The sequence below is a fragment of the Prosthecobacter fluviatilis genome (assembly GCF_055388355.1).
The window spans coordinates 2,428,887-2,451,987 of the sequence record NZ_AP043782.1; the positions used below are offsets into that span (position 1 = coordinate 2,428,887).

The 23,101-nt window shown below is 61.2% G+C and carries 21 protein-coding genes; 15 read left to right on the top strand and 6 right to left on the bottom strand.

Annotated elements, in window-relative coordinates:
* Window positions 1–14: 14 nt before the first annotated feature.
* The 4 genes from ACZ5WW_RS09390 to ACZ5WW_RS09405 form a co-directional block, all read right to left on the bottom strand.
* Window positions 15–923: a phosphatidate cytidylyltransferase gene (locus tag ACZ5WW_RS09390; protein ID WP_377164835.1), complete on the bottom strand. Its 909-nt coding sequence runs from the start codon at window positions 921–923 to the stop codon at window positions 15–17.
* A gap of 194 nt (window positions 924–1,117) precedes the next feature.
* Window positions 1,118–2,107: an aminoglycoside phosphotransferase family protein gene (locus ACZ5WW_RS09395; RefSeq protein ID WP_377164833.1), complete on the bottom strand. Its 990-nt coding sequence runs from the start codon at window positions 2,105–2,107 to the stop codon at window positions 1,118–1,120.
* Between the two features lie 61 nt (window positions 2,108–2,168).
* Window positions 2,169–3,098, bottom strand: coding sequence for a nucleotidyltransferase family protein (locus ACZ5WW_RS09400; RefSeq protein ID WP_377164831.1), 930 nt, complete (start codon window positions 3,096–3,098; stop codon window positions 2,169–2,171).
* A 43-nt stretch (window positions 3,099–3,141) separates the two neighbouring features.
* Complete coding sequence (locus ACZ5WW_RS09405) at window positions 3,142–3,882, bottom strand: hypothetical protein (protein WP_377164829.1); 741 nt, start codon at window positions 3,880–3,882, stop codon at window positions 3,142–3,144.
* A 152-nt stretch (window positions 3,883–4,034) separates the two neighbouring features.
* Here ACZ5WW_RS09405 and ACZ5WW_RS09410 point away from each other — a divergent pair, with 152 nt between their 5' ends.
* The 9 genes from ACZ5WW_RS09410 (at window position 4,035) to ACZ5WW_RS09450 (ending at window position 10,570) form a co-directional block, all read left to right on the top strand.
* Complete coding sequence (locus ACZ5WW_RS09410; protein WP_377164827.1) at window positions 4,035–4,289, top strand: hypothetical protein; 255 nt, start codon at window positions 4,035–4,037, stop codon at window positions 4,287–4,289.
* 202 nt (window positions 4,290–4,491) lie between these two features.
* Entirely contained in the window at window positions 4,492–4,668 is a 177-nt protein-coding gene (locus ACZ5WW_RS09415) for a hypothetical protein (protein ID WP_377164825.1), read from the top strand.
* 160 nt (window positions 4,669–4,828) lie between these two features.
* Window positions 4,829–5,269 carry an Rrf2 family transcriptional regulator gene (locus tag ACZ5WW_RS09420; RefSeq protein WP_377164823.1) on the top strand — a complete coding sequence of 147 codons (441 nt, stop codon included), beginning with the start codon at window positions 4,829–4,831 and terminating at the stop codon, window positions 5,267–5,269.
* 19 nt (window positions 5,270–5,288) lie between these two features.
* Window positions 5,289–6,641 (top strand): hypothetical protein, encoded by a 1,353-nt coding sequence (locus ACZ5WW_RS09425; RefSeq protein WP_377164821.1) that lies wholly within the window; start codon window positions 5,289–5,291, stop codon window positions 6,639–6,641.
* Window positions 6,642–6,689: 48 nt separating this feature from the next.
* On the top strand, window positions 6,690–7,073 hold the full coding sequence (locus tag ACZ5WW_RS09430) for a toxin-antitoxin system YwqK family antitoxin (RefSeq protein ID WP_377164819.1): 384 nt from the start codon (window positions 6,690–6,692) through the stop codon (window positions 7,071–7,073).
* Window positions 7,074–7,111: 38 nt separating this feature from the next.
* Entirely contained in the window at window positions 7,112–7,822 is a 711-nt protein-coding gene (locus tag ACZ5WW_RS09435) for a TrkA C-terminal domain-containing protein (RefSeq protein WP_377164817.1), read from the top strand.
* Complete coding sequence (locus ACZ5WW_RS09440; protein ID WP_377164815.1) at window positions 7,819–8,529, top strand: SDR family oxidoreductase; 711 nt, start codon at window positions 7,819–7,821, stop codon at window positions 8,527–8,529. Before ACZ5WW_RS09435 ends, ACZ5WW_RS09440 begins: the two co-directional genes overlap by 4 nt.
* Before the next feature lie 130 nt (window positions 8,530–8,659).
* Window positions 8,660–9,454: a 3-keto-disaccharide hydrolase gene (locus tag ACZ5WW_RS09445; RefSeq protein ID WP_377164813.1), complete on the top strand. Its 795-nt coding sequence runs from the start codon at window positions 8,660–8,662 to the stop codon at window positions 9,452–9,454.
* 24 nt (window positions 9,455–9,478) lie between these two features.
* Window positions 9,479–10,570 carry a serine hydrolase domain-containing protein gene (locus ACZ5WW_RS09450; RefSeq protein ID WP_377164811.1) on the top strand — a complete coding sequence of 364 codons (1,092 nt, stop codon included), beginning with the start codon at window positions 9,479–9,481 and terminating at the stop codon, window positions 10,568–10,570.
* A gap of 4 nt (window positions 10,571–10,574) precedes the next feature.
* Here ACZ5WW_RS09450 and ACZ5WW_RS09455 read toward each other — a convergent pair whose 3' ends face one another.
* Together ACZ5WW_RS09455 and ACZ5WW_RS09460 are read right to left on the bottom strand one after the other, a co-directional pair.
* Window positions 10,575–12,164 (bottom strand): LamG-like jellyroll fold domain-containing protein, encoded by a 1,590-nt coding sequence (locus ACZ5WW_RS09455; protein WP_377164809.1) that lies wholly within the window; start codon window positions 12,162–12,164, stop codon window positions 10,575–10,577.
* On the bottom strand, window positions 12,157–12,720 hold the full coding sequence (locus ACZ5WW_RS09460) for a sigma-70 family RNA polymerase sigma factor (protein ID WP_377164807.1): 564 nt from the start codon (window positions 12,718–12,720) through the stop codon (window positions 12,157–12,159). The genes ACZ5WW_RS09455 and ACZ5WW_RS09460 overlap by 8 nt, the downstream gene beginning before the upstream one ends.
* Before the next feature lie 117 nt (window positions 12,721–12,837).
* Between ACZ5WW_RS09460 and ACZ5WW_RS09465 the strand changes: the two genes are divergently transcribed.
* The 6 genes from ACZ5WW_RS09465 to ACZ5WW_RS09490 all read left to right on the top strand — a co-directional run bounded on the left by ACZ5WW_RS09465 (window position 12,838) and on the right by ACZ5WW_RS09490 (window position 23,100).
* The gene (locus ACZ5WW_RS09465; RefSeq protein WP_377164804.1) at window positions 12,838–15,888 is read left to right on the top strand and encodes a PSD1 and planctomycete cytochrome C domain-containing protein; all 3,051 of its coding nucleotides are present in this window, start codon (window positions 12,838–12,840) and stop codon (window positions 15,886–15,888) included.
* 3 nt (window positions 15,889–15,891) lie between these two features.
* Window positions 15,892–17,310, top strand: coding sequence for a DUF1501 domain-containing protein (locus ACZ5WW_RS09470; RefSeq protein ID WP_377164802.1), 1,419 nt, complete (start codon window positions 15,892–15,894; stop codon window positions 17,308–17,310).
* Window positions 17,307–18,245 carry a DUF6807 family protein gene (locus tag ACZ5WW_RS09475; protein WP_377164800.1) on the top strand — a complete coding sequence of 313 codons (939 nt, stop codon included), beginning with the start codon at window positions 17,307–17,309 and terminating at the stop codon, window positions 18,243–18,245. Before ACZ5WW_RS09470 ends, ACZ5WW_RS09475 begins: the two co-directional genes overlap by 4 nt.
* Before the next feature lie 112 nt (window positions 18,246–18,357).
* Window positions 18,358–20,904 (top strand): PVC-type heme-binding CxxCH protein, encoded by a 2,547-nt coding sequence (locus ACZ5WW_RS09480; protein ID WP_377164798.1) that lies wholly within the window; start codon window positions 18,358–18,360, stop codon window positions 20,902–20,904.
* Between the two features lie 2 nt (window positions 20,905–20,906).
* Window positions 20,907–22,313 (top strand): DUF1501 domain-containing protein, encoded by a 1,407-nt coding sequence (locus ACZ5WW_RS09485; RefSeq protein ID WP_377164796.1) that lies wholly within the window; start codon window positions 20,907–20,909, stop codon window positions 22,311–22,313.
* Window position 22,314: 1 nt separating this feature from the next.
* Window positions 22,315–23,100: an alpha/beta hydrolase gene (locus ACZ5WW_RS09490; protein WP_377164794.1), complete on the top strand. Its 786-nt coding sequence runs from the start codon at window positions 22,315–22,317 to the stop codon at window positions 23,098–23,100.
* Window position 23,101: the final 1 nt, after the last annotated feature.

The following is a 23,101-nucleotide window of genomic DNA, read 5'->3' on the forward strand; positions in this document are numbered from 1 at the left end:
ATGCTTGCTTTGGCTTATCGTGCGATGGCGGACAAGTAAAAATAAAACACCGGGGCGGTGAACAGCAGACTGTCCGTGAGATCAAGGATGCCGCCGATGCCGGGCAGCGTGTGGCCGCTGTCCTTGATGGCGACACAGCGCTTGAGCACGGACTCAGCAAGATCTCCTGTGACCGCAGTAGCGCAAAGGACCGGGGCAAGGAGCATGCCATGCATCCAGGTGATGGGGGCGATTTTTTCGGGAATCGTTGCCAGCAGCACCGCAGCAGCGGTAAACGAACCGATGAAGGCGCCGACAAATCCCTCCCAGGACTTTGCCGGGCTGATGTGCGGAATCATTTTGTGCTTCCCAAACAACACGCCGACCACATAAGCCCCCATGTCACTGAATTTCGTGACCATGATGAGGAAAAGCACCAGAAAGATGTCGGTGATGCCTTTGCCGTCGGCGTGGAAATACATCAGACGCACCATGAAACCAAAGAAGATGACCGTGTAAACGGTGCCAAAGACGGTGTTGAAGATGCGCTGCAGTGTCAGCGTGCCTTCAAGCTGGTGGCGGTAGCATAGGATAAAAGAGCCGTGCACACTGGCGGTCAGCGCGGCCAGGTCAAACTCCATGGGCGGCGCCTTGTGGCGGGAGGTGGTGTACCACAGCACCACGCCCCAGTACACGATGCAGATGACAAAGCCGAGCGCATTGAAAGAGCGCGCATGCGGGTCATTACGCAGCAGCCGGAAATACTCCACAGCACCCGACACACCGAAAAAACCCGTGATGGCTATGATCAGCCAGGTGTTCTGCCATTGCAGGAATGCCACGGTGAGCAGAGACCAAAGCAGCAGGGTGCTGAACAAACGGGACGCAAAGACACGACTCTTGCTGGGCGCGGAGGTCGGCGTGGCGGCGGCGGTTTCAGGCATGCGGCAGGGTGGGGATGCGCCATTTAGAGCCTATCCCGAAGGCGAGAGCAATGCGATTTCGCATTTGGCCTTGCTTCATGTGCCGTTAATTCGGCGAATCAGGCCCAGCCGCCCCCAACAACCGCCTCCCGATCAACGCTAGAGCGCCCCTCCCGGGGGACAATCCACGCATCATCGGGGGTGGGGCCGGTGGATCAGAGTCCGCCGGCAAAAAACATGCGCAGTTCCTGCAGCCCCTGCCCTTCGGCGCAGACTTCGGCCAGGTTCGATACGGCAGCGGGGATGTGCTGCTCATAATGTGGCTTGCCGAGATTGCGGCTGAGATTGGCGTAGGCCCCCAGCGCCTGCATAAGCCTCTGGGCGGCGCAGAGATAAAACACGTGGCTCACATCACTGAGCGAGAGGCCGCGATGCTCCGCATAGTAGCGCAAAAGGCTGCCGCGCTCCGACTTCGTGAGATTCACGTACGGATCGTAGAGCAGCGAGGCGAGATCGTATTCGGCCAGACCGAGGCGCAGGCCTTGGTAGTCCACCAGCCAGGCTTCCCCAGCGCGGATCAGAACATTCTGACTCTGGAAATCCCGATGAACCAGGCAGCGCTGGAGACGGGAAAGGTGGCGGCGGAGCTGCCTGAGCGACTCGTGGGCGGCCTCAAACTCGGGCGTGTCATGCTCTCGCCCCAGGTAACCAACCACAAAATGCTCGAGGAAGTATCCCTGCTCCCATTCATAGAGCGCCTCGTCAAAGCCGGGCTCGAGTTCGTCAATATCCGCTGGCGTGAGGGTGCTTTCAGTCACTTCATGGAACTTCGCCGCTTCACGCAAGGTGGCTTGATAGAGCGGCATGCGCAGGTCCCATGGGCGCTCATTGAAAGACTGCAGATCGATGCGCCCCAGATCCTCAAGCCAGACACAGAGGCGCTGCTCATCAAAAGCGTAAACCTGCGGCACGTTCGCTCCGATTTTCCTCAGCCTCAAGGTGGCGGGAACGAATTTGGGGTTGTCGCGACGCGCCAAGGTGTAAACCATCAAAATCATTGGGGCACGGTCAGCCTGCCAGTTGAGCCGATAGAAATGGCGGTCGGAAGCCCCCTTGAGGATGACCTCCACCTCACATGGCGTGCTGTTCAGTTCAGGGAACTGTTGGCGGGTGAAGAAGAGCAAGGCCTCGTGTTCGGGGAGCATGATAGATGTGAAGAATGACGAATGCGGAACGCCGGATGTCCAATCCAAAGCCGGGAGTGGCTTAAAAATCAACGTCTTCCGCATTTCCCGCCGCCGTGACACCACTGCGGACGATGCAGCGCCTCAAATCTGCGCCGCCCTGCACCCGGCCGCCTGGCCAGACGATGGTGTCCTCCAGCTGTGCTCCGGCTTCTATCACAGCCCCGGCCCCCACGACATTGATTCCCCGCAGCACTGCCCCGGCCTCGATCTGCGCCAACGGGTCAACTGCCGGAGCATACATGCCGTTCAGAGACGAATGAGCAGAAAGGTAGGCCGTTCGACTGCCCAAATCCCACCAACTGCCCTCGTCGATCACCACAGCCCCGAGCTTTGCCCCGGCGCGGATCATGTTGAGGAAGATGGGGATGACGGACTCTACTTTGCCGGGAGTGATCCAGTCATGGATGGCCGGATCACAGGCATAGATGCCGGTGAAGAGGTATTTCCCCTCGTCGCCAGTGCCAAGCTTGTTGCGGATGTCGGTGACCAGCCCCGTCTGCGAGTCATAGGCGATGTGCAGGGAGGGCCCATGGCTGCGCAAGACGAGGGTGACGAGATTGCCCTTGGTTTGATGTTCATGGATGAGGGGCTGCAGGGGCAGGTCGGTCAGGATGTCTCCGTTGTAGACCAGGAAGGGCTCGCCGCCGAGCAGATCGCGCACATTGGCAATACCGCCTGCGGTTTCCAGCCGCACGGGGCTCTCGTTGCGGAACTGGATCGGCACACCTCGGTAGCTCTGCTCTGGAAAGGCCCGCGCATAGGCCTCGGGAATATGGTGCGTATTGACCACCAGGCGGGATACCCCCGCCGCTATCAGGTGATCAAAGGCATAGGTGATGAGAGGACGGTGGAACACTGGCACGAGCGGCTTAGGAAGCTGCTCCGTCAGAGGTCTCAGTCTCTCGCCAATGCCTGCGCCCAATACAAATGCCTGTTTCACGCGCGGCATTTACGCGAGCACGGTAGCGGTGCAAACGGAAGTTGCCCGCTCTTCACGCCTTAGGCTTGCGGCGGAGCCATGCAACGACCATCACCAGCCCCGCCACAGCAATCAGCGTCGGCAGCATGTACCCGCCCGTGGAGCAGGTTCCGCACATTTCGCACATGCCTTCAAGACTGCCAGAGGCCGCACCAGGGTCCTTCACGGACTCCTCCGTGATGGGGAGCGGAGCCTTGGTGCGCGGCGTGAAAGTCTGCAAATCCAGCACATAGCTGGTTTCTCCAGGAAAGAGGATTTGGTAGCGCTCCACCTTCTTCCCCAGCGCAGTGTTATGGTACAGCACACTCAAGGTTCCGGCTGGCAGGGCCTTGATGGAGTAGCCCTTGCTGCCGGCAGGAAGCTTCGTACGCCAGGTGCCGGTGAGCATGACCGGATCCTCCGGCAGCTTCAAAGGCGCATTTTCGGCAGCGGTAAACTCCCAGGTCAGCTCAGGCTTCACTTCGACAGCAGGGTCGAGAACGACTTCGACCACCTTTTGTGCATACTCCCTGGCTTGCGTCTTGAGTTTCTCCTGCTGTTCCGCCGGTGTGACGCCCAAGTCAGCATTGGTCAGGTAAGGGGCCACATTGGGGTCTGGCTGGAAACTGCGCGGGTCAATTTCCACCTGAAGCGTCCAGTCACCATTCTGTTCAAAATGAGCCCTCACGGCCACATCCGGCAAAGGATGCGCCGGACAGGTGGCTGCAAAAGCCCAAAAAACGGCCACGCCAAGGGTGAAAACTGTATTCTTCATCGGACCAGCGTGGCACAGGCTGAGGCCGTGTGACGAGCTTTTTTCAAAAACCCCACATTTTTTGATTGTCTGAGGTGGCGGCTTTCGTTTTGAATAGGTGCAAATCCGCTCGGTCACTTCCTGACGGAAAGCTAACCACACTCAAACTCAACATGAAATCCATCCTTACCACCCTCGCCGTCCTCGGCCTTTCCGTGTCCGCTTTCGCTGGCTGCGGCAAAATCGACACCACCACTGGCAAGCTCAAGTCCGTTGACGCTGACTCCAAGTCCATCGTCATCGAGGCTGACGGCAAGGAAGTTAAGCTTACCCTGACCGCTGCCGTCAAAGACGCTGACAAGCTTGTCGGCAAGAAGGTTACCGCCACCAGCTCCCACAAGAAGGTCGAGACCCTCAAGGAAGGCTGATTTGCAGTGAGGTGATTCATTCTCCCTCAAGCCCGGAAGCAACCCTTCCGGGCTTTTTCATGCCTGTCTGCAAACCGGACAGCCGACGAATGTGCAATTATTCTTGAGATTGCATGAAATAAATTGTTCCATACGGACTCTTAATGCTGTGCAACGGCTATAAAGCCATTGTCAGCCACTAGCCATCAATACCACACACACTATGAAATCACTTCTCACTCTCGCCTTTGTCTCCACCAGCCTGCTGCTGAGCAGCTGCTCGAACGGCCACTGCGTTTTCGCCAAAAAGAAGGAAAACTGCTCCTCCTGCTGCAGCGCCCCTGCCGCCAAGAAGACCACGGGCCACGCCTGCTGCGCCACCCCTGCCAAGAAGAAGTAGTCTCTGGCAAACCAGCTCTCAAAGCCCGGAGGAGTGTCCTCCGGGCTTTTTTTGTGTCTGACCATGCCGATCTTGCCCGCCATTACGCCTCTTTTGGCCCCACTTGGTTAAAGATGCACGCAAAGTGCAAGTTTAGCCAACGGCTATCGTAAATCGAGTCATGCGACTCAGCCTTTTCTCAGACTACTCCCTGCGCGTGCTCATGTTTGCGGCGCTGAAGGGGGAGACCTTTTCTCTCAGCGAGGTGGCAGAGGCCTACAGCATCTCGCGCCATCACCTCGTGAAGGTGGTGAACTACCTGGCCAAGCTCGGTTACTTGGAAACCCGGCGCGGAAGAGGCGGTGGCATTTCCCTGGGCATGCCGCCTGAGGAAATCCACATCGGCATGGTGGTGCGCCGCACAGAGGACTCGCCGATCATCGTCGAGTGCTTCGACGCGCAGCACAATACCTGCCCAATCAATGGCTCCTGCCGCCTCAAAGGCGCGCTGGCCCAGGCGGTCAATGCCTTCTACGAAAGCCTCGACCGCCATACGCTGCGCGACCTCGTGGCCGGTGCCGCCGGCACTGGCATGAAAAAACAGCTGCTGCCTCAGGAATGACTCACCCCATATCCCAGCCATGAGCACCGCACCATCCCCCGCTTCGACTCAGCGCTCCAGCCTGCTGGGCACGAGCCTGGCCATTTTGCTTTCCGCTTTCCTCCCGCAGCTCCACGCCGAAGACGAGTACGAAAACGCCCCCATCCGCTACTCCGAGACCGAGCCCAATGACGCGACCCAGCGCCTCGAACGCCTGATGGCCGCTGGCAAGGTCAAGATCGACCGCACCGACGCCTGGACCGTGCTGCGCGATGTGATGAAGCAGTTCGACATCCCTCAGGAATCCCAGGTCATGGTCTTCTCCAAGACCAGCAAGCAGAATGACCGCATCAGCCCGCAGACGCCGCGCGTGGTGTACTTCGGCGACAACGCCTACGTCGGCTACTGCCTCGGCGGGAGCATCGAGGTGGCCACCGTGGACCCCAAGCTCGGCCCCGTGTTTTATCTGCTCGACCCTGAAGAAGAACCCGCCAAGCCCCTGCAGTTTCAGCGCGACAACAGCTGCCTAAGCTGCCACGGCGGCCCCTTCTCCCCCGGTGTGCCCGGTGTCATCGTCCGCTCCGTGTATCCTGGCCCGGAAGGACACCCCATCATGAGCCAGGGCAGCACCGTGGTGGACACCACCACCCCTTTCAGCGACCGCTGGGGTGGCTGGTATGTCACCGGCAGGCACGGCAGTATTCTTCATCGTGGCAACGTCACCGCCACCGAGAAGAACGACCAGAGCATCGACATCAATTTCAAATCCGGCGCCAACATCTCCAACCTCGGCAAGTTTTTCGACACAAGCCCCTACAAGCGCAAGCAGAGCGACATCGTGGCCCTCATGGTGTTGGAGCATCAGACCAGCGTGCAGAATATCCTGACCAAGGCCAACCACACATCCCTGCGCGCCATGTACATGCAGACCAGCCTGCAGAAGGAACTGGGAGAGACCGTCACCGCAGAGCCTACTGGAAGTGCACGCCGCATCATCGACCACAGCGCCGAGGACGTGGTGGAGGCGCTGCTCTTTAAAGATGAGGCCGCCCTGCCCGAAGGCGGCATCGAGGGAGATCCCGCCTTCCAGACCGCCTTCACCAAAAATGCCCCGCAGAGCAGCGACGGCCGCAGCCTCAAGGACTTCCAGCTCCTGCACCGCCTTTTCAAATACCGCTGCAGCTACATGGTCTATTCCCTCACCTTTCAGCACCTCACCGCGCCGCTGAAGCAGACCGTGCTAACCCGCCTCTGGACGATCCTGGACGGCAAGGACACCACTGGCAACTTTGCCTATCTTTCCGAAAAGGAACGCACCCATATTCGCCGCATTCTGGCCGAGACGCTCCCCGGCGCCCCCGAGACATGGAGGAAAGCGGTGGCGGCAAAGTGAGCCGTGCTGCGAGTTGAAAATGTGCGCGTTATCTCCACCCTTGCGCCCATGAATCAGCTCCACGTCCTTCTCCTTCTCTGCACTTTATGCCTCACCTCCTGCGGCGAAAAACAGCCTCCAGTGGTGGATTTTTCCGACAAGGACATCGAGCAGGTCAACGAAGGCAAGGAGGCCAGGTACAAAGGCCAGCCGTACACCGGGCTCGTGCGTAACAAGCACTCCAATGGCAAGACCGCCGGCGAGTACCCCTACATCGGCGGAAAGATGCACGGAGTGATGAAGGAATGGTGGGAAAACGGCCAGCAATCCGCAGAAACGAATTTTGACAACGGGCAGCGTCATGGCCTGAACCGCTACTGGGACATGAAAGGCCGCCAGACCAAGGAGCAGATCTACGACCACGACAAGTCCATCAGCGAAAAGCACCTCTGAGCTTGGAACTTTAAACCTGAAACTTTAAACTCAAGTTCGTGGCCGCCCCCGTCATCGCGCTGCTCATCATCGCACTGGTTTCATTGCTGGTGGTGCGAGTGGGTGCCACGGCACTGATGATGACCGGCATCAGCTGGGACACCGCCAGCTTTCAGGCCTACTCGGCATTTTTCGGCGTGGGCTTCACCACCAAGGAGGCAGAGCTGGTGGTGAACCACCCCGTGCGCCGCCGCATCATCCGCGATCTCATCCTGGCCGGAAATGTGGGTCTCACCTCCGCGCTCGCCACCCTCATCGTCACTCTGCTGCAGAGCAGCTCCGGCGGCGACACCATGCTGATGCTCGGCTGGCTGGCAGGTGGCCTTGCAGTGATGCTGCTCATCTCCCGCCTCACGTGGTTTCAAAAGGTGCTCGACCACGTCATCCAGCGCACGCTGGAGCGCACCGGCATGGTGCGTGCGCTGGACTACGAATTGCTGCTGCGCATCCAGCACGGCTATGTGGTTTCTGAGATCGAAGTGCTGCCCGGCACCTTTCTCGCAGGCCGCACCCTGCGCGAATCGCGCCCCTGGGACCAGGGGGTCGTCATTCTCGCCATCACACGTGACGGCCACACCCACTCTGGCATTCCAGCCCGGGATGACCTCATCAAGGCCGGCGACATTCTCACCGCCTATGGCAAGGAAAACAATCTCCTCGCCATGACACAACCCTCTGACCAGCCTTCCCGCAGCTCGCCCAAATCATGAATCTCTCCCATCAAGTCTGCGTCATCACCGGCGGTGCCAAGGGCATCGGCCTAGCCACCGCCCAGGCCCTGCTCGCACGCGGCGCACGTGTGGCATTGCTCGATCTCGAAAACGTGGCACTCGATCATCCGAACGCCCTGTCCATCCGTTGCGATGTCTCCAATGCTGCCGCCGTGCAGTCCGCTGCGGATCAGATCACCGAGCAACTCGGCCCCATCTCCGTCTGGGTCAACAACGCCGGACTCGCACGCCATCGCTGGATCCCCGACTACACGGAGGCGGAGATTGACCTCATGCTGGCGGTGAATCTCAAGGGCACGATCCTCGGCTCCCAGGCGGCCTTGAAGTCCATGATCCCGCACCAACGCGGCCACATCATTAATGTCATCTCCACCGCCAGCCTGCGCGGCATCCCGAGCGAAACCGTGTACTGCGCCGCCAAGTGGGGCGTGCGCGGCTTCACGCAGGGGCTGGCTGAGGAGGCAGCCCCGCATCGCATCCGCGTCACTGCCATCCTGCCCGGCGGCGTGGATACCGCCTTCTGGGACGACGCCTCCCAGCGCCAGGCCCCCAAACAGCTTTTCCTCAAGCCCGAGCACATCGCCGACGGCATCGTCCGCTGCCTGGAAATGGATGACTTCTGCGTCCCGCGCGAGCTGGTGCTGCGCTCTCTGGATGATAGCGACTTCACCGTGAAGCCTGCATAATCATCCCTGCCGCACGATTCCCACTTCATTCACGTATTCTGCACTGCAAATGCTGCCTTCCAGCTTCTGACACCGCAGTCGGCGTTGTGGCTCCAGGCAGCATCAGGTTCTGAATCTTGGGCACTCAAACATGAGCAAACTGACTTTCTCGAAGGCTTCCCGGCGTGACTTTATCAAAGCAGCATCTTGGAGTGCTTTGGCTGCGGCGGGTTCATCAAACACCCTCCTGTGCAGCCAGGCGGCTGCGGCCCCAGACAGCCTGGGAATAGATCCCCCACCAGCCGGATTCATCCCTCTCTTCGATGGCCACACCTGGGCCAACTGGCAGCACGAAGCCCATCTCGATGGCGTCTGGGAAATCGCCGATGGCGTCATTCGCCTGCGCACCGACGAGCCGCCGCGCATCGCAGGCAAGGACTACAACCTCTCCACCGCGAAGAAGGACAAAGACTTTGCGCTGCTCATCGACTGGCGTCTCACTGGCAAACCTGTGGTGAAACCGCATCAGTGGCTCATGGACGACGGCCAGTTTCACACCGATGCCGCCGGCAAGGTGATCATGAAAGACAATCTGACCTGGGGAGACAGCGGCATCTATGTGCGTGGTGCACGTGCCGCGCAGGTCAATATCTGGTGCCAGCCCTGCGGCAGCGGAGAAGTGGGCACAAAGTTTAAGGACACCGAGGCAACGAAAGAAGAGCGCATGAAGACCATGCCCAGCGTCCGTGCCGACAAAGGCCCCGGTGAGTGGAACCGCTTCAGCATCACCCTGCGCGGGGACCGCGTGGATGTGACGCTCAACGGAGCGGACATCATCCAGGACGCACGCGTGAAACAGATTCCCGCCGAAGGCCCCATCACCCTCCAAAACCACAAGGATGGCGTGGAGTTCCGCCGCATCTTCATCAAAGAACTGGATCACTAGCCTGCTCGCCAAGTCCCTCTGTCCATGACCAATCGCCGCACCTTTCTGAACACTCTCGCCGGACTTGCAGCCACCACCGGTCACGGCCTCACCGCTTCTCCCATGAACGACGCATTTGAGATCATCCAGCAGCAGATCAAAGACGGCACCCTCGAATCCGCCGTGCTGCATGTGCGCCGGAAGCAGGACACTTTTCAGCAGGCCTTTGGCAAAGCTGCGAATGCGGATGCCATTTTCCTCCTCGCCTCGATCACCAAGACCATGACCGCCACGGCGGTGATGGTGCTCGCTGAACGCGGCGAGTTGCGGATCACCGATCCCGCGATGAAGTTCGTTCCCGAGTTCAATGAAGGTGCGCGGAAGGCAGTCACCATCGAGCACCTGCTCGCACACACCTCCGGCCTTCCGGATCAGCTGGAAGACAATGCCGCGTTGCGCGCACGCCATGCACCGCTGGCAGAGTTTGTGCAGGGAGCCATCCTCACACCGCTGCTGTTTGCCCCCGGCACGAAGTACCACTACCAGAGCATGGGCATCCTGCTGGCGGCGGAAATCGTGGAGCGCATCACCAAAACTCCGCTGCCAGACTTTCTTGCCAGAGAGGTCTTCACTCCGCTGGAAATGACGCACAGCGCCCTCGGACTGGGCCGCTTCAAAATCGCAGACATCGTCCGCTGCCAGACCGAACACGCTGCCCCCGAATCCGGCGCTGGCGATCCCAAAGCCGCCTCTTGGGATTGGAACAGCCCCTACTGGCGCAATCTCGCCGCACCCTGGGGCGGTGCCCACGGCTCAGCAGGCGACGTCGCTCGCTTCCTTGATTCCTTCCTGCATTTCTCCGGCAAAGTGCTGCGTCCGGAAACTGTGCGCCTGATGCTGCAAAACCACAGCGAGAGCCTCGGTGCACGGCGCGGCATCGGCTTTGCCCTGGGTCCCGAGGGCTTTGGCAAAGGCTGCTCAGACAGGAGCTTTGGCCACTCGGGATCCACCGGCACTCTGGCCTGGGCGGACCCGGCCACAGACACCACCTGCGTCATCCTCACCTCCCTGCCGTCTCGCATCTCCGCAGACACGATACTCCATCCCGTGTCAGACGTGGTGGCCAGGTCGCGCTGAAATTTCAACGCGCCGCATGCTCGCGGATTTCCTGCTCGCTGAGCGCGTGTTCATAGACGGCCATTTCAGCCATGCGTCCGACAAACTGGCGTGCATCCTTGTTTCCCGCAGCCTCAAACAGGCGGCCAAAGCGCAGCGCACAGGCGGTGGTCTTTTCCGTCCCCAGCAGCGCGGTGTCACCCACCAGCCTGCCGTCCAGGTACATTTCCAGCGTGCTGCCACGGCGCTGGCAGACGAGGTGCTGCCAGCGGTAGGGCATGTAAAGCGGGGCGCTGTAGACATTCATGCCGTCCCTGCTGCCGGGCGGCCACCGGAAGAGAAAGCGCACCCGGCCGGGCCGCAGGGCATTGCGTGCATCACGCCGCGTCAGTTGCAGCATGGAGAGAGTGTCATTCTCATCATCCAGCGGATGCAGCACGGCCAGCACGCTGCTATGAAACGCATCGCTGGCAAACCAAAGCTCCACCGCAAACTCTTCGGGCGGCGTCCACTCGCCATCAGCACGCAGATACTGCGGTTCATTCTCAGCAGAAAACGCCAGGCTGCCATCAGCCTGAGGCACGATGCCGCCTTGAATCCGCAAGGCTTTGCCGCCAGAGCCCGCATCTGCAATGCTACCCTCTCCAGCCGCCTGACCACGCCAGTAGTGCAGCGGTTTGGACTTGAGAATGCGCTGCGCATAATCCGCTCTCAGTGCCAGCGGAGGAATGCGCAGATCAGGTGCGCTGAGCATCTCCCGCGCATCAATGCCGCGCAGCGTTTTGGCCTGCGGATCCAGCTCCGAAGACTGCTGCGCACTGAGCAGCCGTGTCCGCAGCGGGCTGCCATCCTTGGAGAGCATCGCCAGCTCCGCCTGCCCCTGATAGACCACCACCTGGGTCTTGCCCTCGCCTTCCACGTTCACGCCAAACTCCGTCCCCAGATCCACCACCGCACCACCCGGCGTCTCAATGGTGAAGCCCTCCGCTCCTGGATTCACATGCGCACGCACATTGCCACGCCTGCACGTGATGCGTTCAGAGTCTTGCAGCGTGATGTCGGCCGGACCTTCGATGTGGACACTGACCCCGCTCAGGAAAGCGAGCGTGAGCCGCCCGCTGTCAAAACGCAGGTTTCCCGCGCCCACCAGTCCTCCAGCCTTGGGTGCATTCTTCTGATCAGCATACCATTTCACCTCATCCATCCGCACCACCAGCGCAAGATTTTCACGACCTGCGGAGGCCGTGTCTGCCTGCTGCGGCGACTGCAGGATGAGCAGCACTGCAAACACCCCCGCCAGACAGGCGGCCAGCGCCGCTACCGGCCGCCACCAGGAGGCCACAAACGGGCGAGGCTGCCTGCGCAGCGCCGCCCAGATTTGATCTTCGGCAAAACTTTCTCTCACCGCCGCCAGCCCCAGTTCATCCTGCAGTTCCAGCCAGCGCGGCTCAGGCGCCTGCACGGCCTGCAGGTTTCCCAAGGTGCGCAGCTCCGTCACCAGCTCTTTTCTCAGCACAGCATCTTCACGCAGCCGCTTCAGCAGCTCCGCACGCCGAGCCTCTGTCATCTCTTCGCCAAACCACGCAGCGATGATCTCATGCAGCTCCTCAGACATTTTGCACCTCCTTCACGACACACTCCCGCAGGAGCTGGTTGGCACGATAGTGAAGTTGATAGATCGCCCCCGTAGAGGTTTGCAGCGCTTCAGCCAGCGCCTGCACCTTCATCCCCTCCAGCCCCGCATGCACCACACGCCGCAGCTTGTCCGGCAGCTTGGTGATGCAGCGCAGCAGGGCCTCAATGTGTTCAGGCTTTTCATGCGCGGCCGCTACATCCAGCTCGTCCACCACGATCTCCGCCACCTCGGCGCGAAAGCGGTCCAGCGCGCTCGACCTCCGCTGGCTGCTGCGAAAGTGCATGAGCACCTTGTTACGCGCGATGCCCCGCAACCACGCGCCCATGTCATCGCCTCGCTTAAAGCTGTGCAGCGAGCGATACGCCGCGATGAAGGTCTCCTGTGCCAGATCATCCACATCCCCGGTGTTGAAAACCTGCGCACCAATGTAGCTGCGCAGCATCAGGCCGTGCGCCTGCACCACCTGCATAAAGGCGGCGGAGTCTCCGCGTGCCACGGCGTCCAGCACGGCATCCATCTGGGAGGGATCTGTCATCAGCCACAGTTTGCCGCAGACTCGCGGACCTCACACAAAAACATTTTTTGTGAGATCCCCGCCCTGGCGGCAAATCAGTCATCAAATATCACGTTCTTCTGGCACGTTATTTCCACCATGACCAAGCCCACCAGCCTCCTTCTGCTTTCCGCCCTCGGCCTCCACGCCGCCGAATCTCCCGTGCCGGCAAAGATCGAGTTCAATCGCGATGTGCGGCCCATTCTCTCAGACAATTGCTTCTACTGCCACGGCAACGACCCCAAGCACCGCGAGGCCGACCTGCGGCTGGACATCCGCGAGGAGGCCCTGAGCGCCAAGGCCTTCATCCCCGGCAAGGGTGCGGAGAGCGAGCTGGTCTCGCGCATCCTCACCACCGATGAGGATGACCTCATGCCGCCGCCGGACTCCCACAAAAAGCTCACGCCGCAGCAGAAGGAGATCCTGAAAAAATGGATCGACCAGGGCGCGGCCTACCAGCAGCACTGGGCTTATGAAAAGCCGGTGAAAGCCCCGGTTCCCGCAGGCAAAAATGGCGTGGATGTGCTGGTGCAGAAGCGCCTGGCCGAGGTCGGACTCAAGCCCTCGCCGCAGGCCGATCCCCGCACGCTCATCCGCAGGCTCTACCTGGACCTGATCGGGCTGCCGCCCAAGCCGGAGGAGGTGGCCGCTTTTGAGCGCGACCACTCCCCTGCCGCTTACGCAATGGCCGTCGACAGCCTGCTCAAAAATCCCCACTTCGGCGAGCGCATGGCCATTGGCTGGCTGGATGTGGTGCGCTTTGCCGACACCATCGGCTACCACAGCGACAACCCGCACAATGTCTGGCCTTACCGCGACTACGTCATCCACGCCTTCAACAACAACAAGCGCTTCGACCGCTTCACCATCGAGCAAATCGCCGGCGATCTGCTGCCAGACGCCAGCCAGGAGACGCGCGTGGCCTCCGCCTTCAACCGCCTGCTGCTGACGACTGAGGAGGGCGGCGCCCAGGCCAAGGACTACGAGCAGCGCATGCTGACCGACCGCGTGCGTGCTGTGGGAAATGCCTGGCTGGGTCAGACCACGGGCTGCAGCCAGTGCCATGATCACAAGTTCGACCCCTGGACCCAGCGCGATTTTTATTCCCTGGGCGCATTCTTTGCCGACATCAAGGAGCCAATCCTTGGCCGCCGCGAACCCGGCATGATGGTGCTGGATGAAGAAGGGCAGAAGCAGCAGGCGGACATCGCCCAGCGCCTGGCCGCGCTGCAGACAGAATTTGCCAAAACACGCCCGGAGCTCGCCGCAGGTCAGGCAGCCTGGGAGAAGCAGGCGCTGGAAGCCGTCAACTCCAGCAGCCTTTGGCAGCCGCTTAAGCAGGTCACTGCAGCCTCAGCCAAGAAGAACGTCGCCCTCAAAGCCGACAAGGAAGGCGTGGTCCGCGGCACCATCGATGCCAAGCGCAATGAACGGAAGCAGAACGACGGCACTGACACCTACACGATCACCGCCAAGCTGCCCGCAGGCGCCACCGGAATCCGCATCGAGGCTCTGAAGGAAAAGCTGCGCGGCATCGGCCTCGCCTCCAATGGCAACTTTGTGCTGAGCGAGATCGCCCTCACCAGCGGTGGCAAAAAGCAGTCAGGCAAGATCGCCGTCTCCCATGCCAGCGCCACCTATGAGCAGAAGACCTTTCCAGCATCAGCTGCCATCGACGGCATTGCCGATCAAAAGAACAACGGCTGGGGTGTGCTGGGCGGCACTGGAACCGATCAGGCGCTCTACCTTGAACTGGCGGAGCCTCTCGCTGAAGCCGACTCCTTAGTCACTTTCACCCTCACCTTTGGCTGGGGAGACAATCACGAGATCGCCAACCTGCGCCTGAGCACCACCAGCGCGGCCAAGCCCATCCGTGCTCCTGGCACCGCTCTTCCGTCCGCCGAGATTGCCGCCATCCTGAAGACCGCGCCCGACAAGCGCACCGCTGCACAAAAGAACCAGCTCGCCTCCGCCTACAAACAGATCGCCCCCGAGCTGCGAGATCTCCGTTCCAAGATCGCCACCGTGGAAAAAGAGAAGGCGGATTTCGAAAACAGCGCGCCCAAGTGCATCGTCTCTGTCAGCGACACCAACAAGCGCACCGTGCGCATCCTGCCACGTGGCAACTGGATGGATGAAAGCGGCGAGGTGGTGAAGGCCTCCCTGCCCGGCTACCTGCCCAAGCCCAAGATCGAAGGCCGCGACCTCACCCGTCTCGATTTGGCGCAGTGGCTCGTCTCCAAGGACAATCCTCTCACCGCACGCACCGTCATGAACCGCCTGTGGAAGCAGTTCTTCGGCATCGGCTTGAGCAAGGTGCTCGACGATCTCGGCGCCCAGGGCGAGCCACCGGTGAACCCCGCACTGCTCGACTGGCTGGCCTGCGAGTTCATGGACAGCGGCTGGGACATGCAGCACATGATCCGCATCATTGTCGATAGCGCTACTTATCAGCAGGTTTCCACCTCCACCAAGGAGCTCACCGCAGCCGATCCCTACAATCGCGAATGCGCCCGCCAGAGCCCCTTCCGCCTCGATGCAGAACTCGTACGTGACAATACACTCACCATCTCCGGCCTGCTCGTTCCAAAAATCGGCGGCCCCAGTGTGAAGCCCTATCAGCCCGCCAAGTACTGGGAGAACCTGAACTTCCCCACCCGCGAATGGCAGAACGACAGCGGCGAGGGACTGTATCGCCGCGGTCTTTACACTTGGTGGCAGCGCACTTTCACGCATCCTTCGCTGCTCGCCTTTGACGCACCAAGTCGCGAGGAATGCGTGGCCGAGCGCAACCGCTCCAACATCCCGCAGCAGGCTCTCGTGCTGCTGAATGACCCCACCTATGTCGAAGCCGCGCGCACCTTTGCCGCCCGCGTCCTCTCTGAGTGCACCGGCGACACCGCCCAGCGCATCACCTGGGCCTTTGAGCAGGCCTTGCAGCGCAAACCGTCTGCCGAGGAACTGAAGACGCTGTCATCGCTCTACGACAAGCAGTTCGCCGATTATCAAAAAGATGCAGCCTCTGCCGAAGCCCTGCTGAAAACCGGAGCAGCCGCAGTCCCTGCCAGCCTTAACAAGAGCGAGCTCGCAGCCTGGACGCATGTCACTCGTGTGCTGCTCAATCTGCACGAAACGATCACCCGGAGCTGAACCATGAGCACCTTTTCTCCACTCACACGCCGCGCCATCCTCGGCCGCACCGCCCAAGGCCTCGGCGGCGTGGCCCTGGCTTCGCTTCTTCAGCCGCAGCTTTTGCGCGCAGCGTCTCAGGGAGTGCTGGGTCGTCTGCCGCTGCCTCAGAAAGCCAAACGCGTCATCTGGCTCACCATGGCGGGCGGCCCTTCACAGCTCGAGCTTTTCGACTACAAGCCAAAGCTCGCGGAGATGGATGGCAAGCCCATGCCGGAATCCTTCACCAAGGGCCAGCAGCTTGCCCAGCTTCAGGGCCAGAAGCTCGTGTGCAAAGGCCCCATGTTCAGCTTCCAGAAATATGGCCGCTGCCAGATGGAGCTTTCGGAGTTGCTGCCGCACATCGGCAACGTGGCGGATGACATCTGCCTCGTGCGCTCAATGACGACGGACGCGATCAATCACGACCCCGCCCACATGTTCATGAACACTGGCTCTCAGATCGCCGGACGCCCCAGCATGGGCTCATGGGTGACCTACGGTCTCGGCAGCGAGGCCGACGACCTCCCTGGCTTTGTGGTCATGATGTCCACCGGCAAGGGGCGCAATCCTCAGCCCATTGCTGCACGTCAGTGGAGCAGCGGCTTCCTGCCCTCCAAATTTCAAGGCGTCCAGCTCCGCTCTTTGGGCGATCCTGTGCTCTACCTCACCAGTCCGAATGGCGTCACGCGCGAGCGTCAGGGCCGCGACTTTGCCGCCATCAACTCGCTCAACAAACAGCACGCCGCCATTTGCGACGACCCCGAAATTGCCACCCGCATCGCCCAGTACGAGATGGCCTTCCAGATGCAGGCCAGCGTGCCTGAGCTAATGGACATCAGAGGCGAAGGCGCCAAAACACTCGATCTCTACGGCTGCCAGCCTGGCGACGGCTCCTTCGCCTCGAACTGCCTCCTCGCCCGCCGCCTCGCAGAACGCGGCACCCGCTTCATCCAGCTCTATCACCGCGACTGGGACCACCACAGCCTGCTGCGCGAGGAACTGCCTCTGCGCGCCAAAGAAGTGGACCGCGCCTGCGCGGCGCTCATCAAAGACCTCAAGCAGCGCGGCATGTTTGACGACACCCTCATCGTCTTCAGCGGCGAGTTTGGCCGCACCCCCATGGCGCAGGGAAACAAAGGCCCCATTGGCCGCGACCACCACAACAAGGCCATGTCCATGTGGCTCGCCGGTGCAGGCGTCCAGCGCGGCATCACCTTCGGCAGCACCGACGACCTCGGCTACGCCGCCCAGGAAAACGTCACCACCGTGCACGACCTCCACGCCACCATGCTCCACCAGTTCGGCATCCAGCACGACGCCTTCAGCTTCAAATTCCAAGGGCTGGACGCAAAGCTCTCCGGCGTTGAAGGTGCCAAGGTCATCAAAAAGATCCTCGCATGAAATTCGCCCCATTCCTTTTCCTCGCCCTCGCTCTCAACGCTTCCGCCTTCGACATCACCGTCGCAGACAAAGACCATGTCGATGTCGCTGATAACGGCAAGGTCGTGGCCCGCCTCATGATGGCGAATGACCCGAGCACGCCGGAGAAGCACCACGAAACCTACAAGCCCTACCTTCATGTCTTCGACGCCAGCGGTTCCATCCGTCTGACCAAGGGACACGGCTTCAACTTCACCCATCACCGCGGCATCTTCCTCGGCTTCAGCAAGATCACCTACGGCGGCAAATCCTACGACCGCTGGCACATGAAAGGCGGCGATCAGGTCGTCACCAAAGTCGCTCCCGAAGCTTCCAGCTTCACCGCCTCCATCGACTGGCAGGGAGACAGCAAAGACGCCTTCCTCACAGAGGAACGCCGCTTCACCTTCTCCACTCCGGCGAAGCCGTTCTATCTCGGCATCGACATGACCAGCGCCATCAAGCCCGCCAGTGGCGCGGCCGAGATGGGCGGAGACCCCGAGCACGCGGGCGCTCAGTTCCGCCCTTCGGAAAAAGTCGATACCAAAACCACGACCTACATCTTCCCCGGCGAAAACATCGATGCCCACAAGGTCAAAGACCTGCCTTGGGCCGCCGAGATCTTCACGGTTGAAGGCAAGACCTTCACCGTCGTGATCCTCAATCATCCCGACAATCCGAAAGACACCGCCACCTCCGCCTACCGCGACTACGGCCGCTTTGGCATGTTCCCCAAAGGCAAAGCCACAGCCGAAGCCCCCTTCAAGCTGCACTATCAGTGGCTCGTGGCCGAGGGCGAAGTGCGCGATGCTGCCGCATTTCAGCTAGCCTGGAACGCTTTTGCAGGAAAGAACGATCCTGTCCCCTCGCTGACGATCAAAGTCTCGGAGCAGCCGAAGCCAAAGAAGGAAAAATGAGGCGGCCTCAGCGACGCCAGAAATATCAAAATTGGTTATTGAGCGACTAGGATTCGACCGGAATTCTGGTTGGTTCCCCCTTACCCCGCTCGCATTAAAAAAACGCACCCCCATGCCTTCCCCCAGGTTCACCACCCTCATCACACGCACGTCGCTGCTTCTGCTGGCGGCATCCGTTCTACCTCCGGCTCTGGCCATTAATGAAAAGAACGCCGGCCCGGAAAAGGTCGAGCTGAAGTTCAAGCTGCCACCTCCAGCTCCTCTTTCTTGGGAAGAGGAGATGAAGACCTTCAAGATCGAAAAAGGCTTCCGCATCGAGCTCGTGGCCAGCGAGCCGATGATCGAGTCCCCCATAGCGATGAGCTTTGACGACCAGGGCCGCCTTTACGTGGTGGAAATGCGTGGCTACATGCACGACCTCGCCGGCGCTGGCGAAACCGAGCCCACCGGCCGCATCTCCCTGCTGGAAGACACCGATGGCGACGGCCGCATGGACAAGGTCACTCCGTTTCTCGACAAGCTCGTCATGCCCCGCGCAGTCATGGCCGTGAACGGCGGCGTCCTCGTTGCCGAGCCGCCCAATCTCTTCTTCTGCAAAGACACCGACGGCGATGGCAAGGCCGATGTGAAGGAGGTCGTGACCAGTGACTACGGCACCCTCGGTGGCCAGCCTGAGCACATGGCCAACACTCCGGTCTGGGCCATGGACAACGCCATCTGGAGCGCCGGCTACTCCACCCGCTTCAAGCTGCGCGGCGGCGTGTGGCAGAAGGACAGCGGGCTCGGCCGCGGCCAGTGGGGCCTCTGCCAGGACAACTACGGCAGGCTCTACTTCAACTACAACTCCGACATGCTGCGTGCAGACCTCCTGCCCACGGAGGCCTTCACCCGCAATCCGCTCCTGCGCAACGCCACCAGCGTCAATGCCAAGGTGGCCGCGGATCAGACTCTCTACCCCTCCCATCCCACTCCGGGAGTAAACCGTGGCTACGATCCCAAATCCCTCCGCGCAGACGGCACACTGAGCAAGCCCACCGGCACCTGCGGCGCTCTGATCTATCGTGGCGATGCCTTCCCTGCTGCCTACCGTGGCAATGCCTTCATACCCGAGCCCTGTGCCAATCTGGTGAAACGCTTCACCATGAGCGAGAAGGACGGCATCGTCACGGCAACGAATACCGCCAAGACCACCGAATTCCTCACCTCCACGGATGAGCGCTTCCGTCCAGTAAACGCCGCCGACGGTCCCGATGGAGCACTCTACATCGTGGACATGTATCGCGGCATCATCCAGCACCAGAGCTTCCTCACACACTACCTCATCGCCAACATCAAGGACCGCAAGCTGGAGACTCCCTTCAATCAGGGCCGCATCTGGCGCATCGTGCCGGACACCCAGGACCGCCCGCAGCCCGTGAAGGTAAACAAGGACGCCAAAATGCTCACGCACGCCAATGGCTGGGTGCGCGACACTGCCCAGCGCCTCATCGTGGAATCCAGCGATGCCTCCGCCATTCCCGCGCTGAAGGAGCTGCTCGCCAGCGGCTCTCCCCTCACACGTCTGCACGCCCTGTGGACGCTCGACGGCCTCTCCGCCGCCACACCAGATCTGCTCCGCACCGCGCTCACAGACAAAGACGCCCAGGTCCGCGCCGCCGCCGTGCGCATTTCCGGTCGCGATCTCGCCCCTGACCTGATCGCGCTTACCTCCGAAAAAGACGCCCTCGTGCTCGCGCATCTCGCCATCAAGCTCACCTCCTTCAATCTCCCGGATGCCGACACCGCCGTGGCCAAGCTGCTCGCCAGCCACGGCAAAAACACCCTCGTCCGCGAAGGTGCCCTGACCGGCCTGCGCGGTAGAGAAGCCGCCTTTGCCAAGCTGCTGGCCGCCCAGCTTTCCAAATCCAACAGCGCCAGCATTACTCCCGTGATCGAAGCCCTCGGCACCCTCCTCGCATCCGCCAACAAGGCCGGTCCTTTCGAAGACATGCTCGAGCTCGCCGCCGCCCAGCCACAGGGCGGCGCAGTTCAAATCGCCGCCATCAAGGGCCTCGCCACCAGCGGCACGGATCCAAAGTCCAAAACCCCGCCCAAACTGCTCTGGCTCGATGCCGAACCCGCGACGCTCAAGACACTGAAAGCCGCCATGACGGACAAGACCTCTGCAAAGCTCTTCACCAGCGTGGAGGCCCGCCTCGCATGGCCCGGCAAACCAGGCGCGCCACCACCTCCGAAAATCGTGCCTCTAAACGAAGCTCAAACCGCCCTCTATGAAAAAGGCAAAACCATCTACGCCACCCTCTGCGCCGCCTGCCATCAACCGCACGGCTTTGGTCTGGATGGTCTGGCCCCGCCGCTGGTGGACAGCGAGTGGGTCCTCGGCAAGCCGGAGCTCCCCGCGCGCATCATCATGCACGGACTCGCCGGCCCTGTGAAAGTCGGTGGCCGCAGCTTCAATCTCGCCATGCCTCCCCTGCCCCAGCTTACTGATGAAGACGTCGCCGGTGTTCTCACCTACATCCGCCGCGAGTGGGAGCACAACGCTTCTCCGGTGGACACCAAGGCGGTCACCGCCATCCGTACTCAGACCAAGGGCCGCACGGCCATGTGGACGGAACAAGAATTGAAAAATTTGGGCAAGAAACCGAGTTCAAAGTAATCATGCAAACGCCATCCCCGCTCCACCGTCGCGCCTTCCTCGGCAGAACCTCCCAGGGTCTTGGAGCGGTGGCGCTTGCCTCACTCCTGGAGCATACCCAGGCCGCTCCCACACGGGGTGTCCTGCGTGCCCTGCCCCTGCCACAGAAGGCCAAGCGCGTCATCTGGCTGACGATGGCGGGTGGCCCCTCGCATCTGGAGACCTTTGACCCCAAGCCCAAGCTGGCTGAAATGGACGGCAAGCCCATGCCTGAGTCCTTCACCAAGGGCCAGCAGCTTGCGCAGCTCCAGGGCAAGCCCCTCAACTGCTTCGGCCCGCAGCATCCCTTTGCCAAATTTGGCAAAAACCAGATCGAGATCTGCTCTCTCTTCCCGCAGATCGGCAGTGTGATCGACGACATCTGCCTCATCCGTTCCATGACGACGGACGCCATCAATCACGATCCGGCGCACATGTTCATGAATACCGGCTCACAGATTGCCGGACGCCCCAGCATGGGCTCGTGGATCACCTACGGCCTGGGCACCGAAGCCTCAGATCTTCCAGGGTTCGTCGTCCTCACCTCGCTCGGCAAAGGCGGGCAGAATCAGCCCATTGCCGCCCGCCAGTGGAGTAGCGGCTTCCTTCCCTCCAAATACCAGGGCGTGCAGCTTCGCGCTCAGGGCGACCCCGTTTTGTATCTCACCAATCCCGGCGGCATCTCTCGCGATCAGCAGGGCCGCGATGTCGCCGCCATCAATGCGCTCAACAAGCAGCGCAGCTCCATGGTGGACGATCCCGAAATCGCCACCCGCATCGCCCAGTACGAAATGGCCTTCCAGATGCAGGCCAGCGTGCCTGACCTCATGGATGTCAGTGCTGAAGGCGCAAAAACGCTGGAGCTCTACGGCTGCCAGCCCGGCGATGGCACCTTTGCCTCCAACTGCCTCCTCGCACGCCGTCTGGCAGAGCGCGGCACCCGCTTCATCCAGCTCTATCACAAAGACTGGGACCACCACGGCGGTGTCAAAGAAGGCGTGGCCCTCAAGGCGCAGGAGATCGACCGCGCCTGCATGGCGCTCATCACCGATCTCAAGCAGCGCGGCATGCTGGAGGAGACCCTCATCGTCTGGGCCGGCGAGTTTGGCCGTACTCCGATGTCCCAGGGCGGCAGCGGCCGCGACCACCACAACAAAGCCATGTCCGTCTGGCTTGCAGGCGCAGGCATCCAGGGCGGCATCGTTCACGGCTCCACAGACGATCTCGGCTACGCCGCCATCGACAAAGTCACCACCGTTCACGATCTCCACGCCACCATGCTGCATCAGCTCGGCATTCAGCACGATGCCTTCAGCTTCAAGTTCCAGGGGCTGGACGCACGCCTCAGCGGCGTGGAGGGAGCCAAGGTCATCAAAGACATCCTCGCGTGAAATGAGTTTCCGCACCTTTGAGTCAGCCCACATTGGCGGCGGCATTCATCATGCCACGGTCAAATCCGCCGCCCTTCACCGCCGCGCAGACATCAGCTTTTATGTGCCATCAGGTGTCACGTCGGAGAAACTCCCGCTCGTCATCCTCCTGCACGGCGTCTACGGCAGTCACTGGGCCTGGTTGTACAAAGGCCGCGCGCATGAGGTGCTGGACCGGCTCATCCAAGAGGAAAACCTGCCGCCCATGATGCTGGCCATGCCCTCCGACGGCCTCTGGGGAGACGGCTCCGGCTATGCCCCACACAGCGATGCCGACTACGCCGCCTGGATTGTGAATGAGGTGCCCGAAGCCGCGGCGGAAATTGATCCCCGCTGCAAGGACGCACCCCGCTTCATCAGCGGCCTCTCCATGGGCGGCTACGGCGCGCTGCGTCTGGGCCTGCTGCATCCCAAAAAGTTCGTCGCCATCAGCGCGCACAGCAGCATCACCCACGTCACGCAGATGCAGGGCTTCGTGGAGGAGTCCCTGGCCGAATTTGATCTCACTGGCACTGATCCCCTGGCGGTCATCGACTGCGCCAAGCTCACCGCGCGTCTGCCGCACCTGCGCTTCGACTGCGGCTCAGAAGACGTACTTATCGAGCACAATCGCACCCTGCACCGCGACCTGCAGGCGGCCGGCATTCCTCATGTTTACGAGGAGTTTTTCGGCGGCCACACCTGGGACTACTGGCATGAGCATTTGGCAGACACACTGCGTTTTTTCAAAGCCTGCCTCTCCCTCTAGC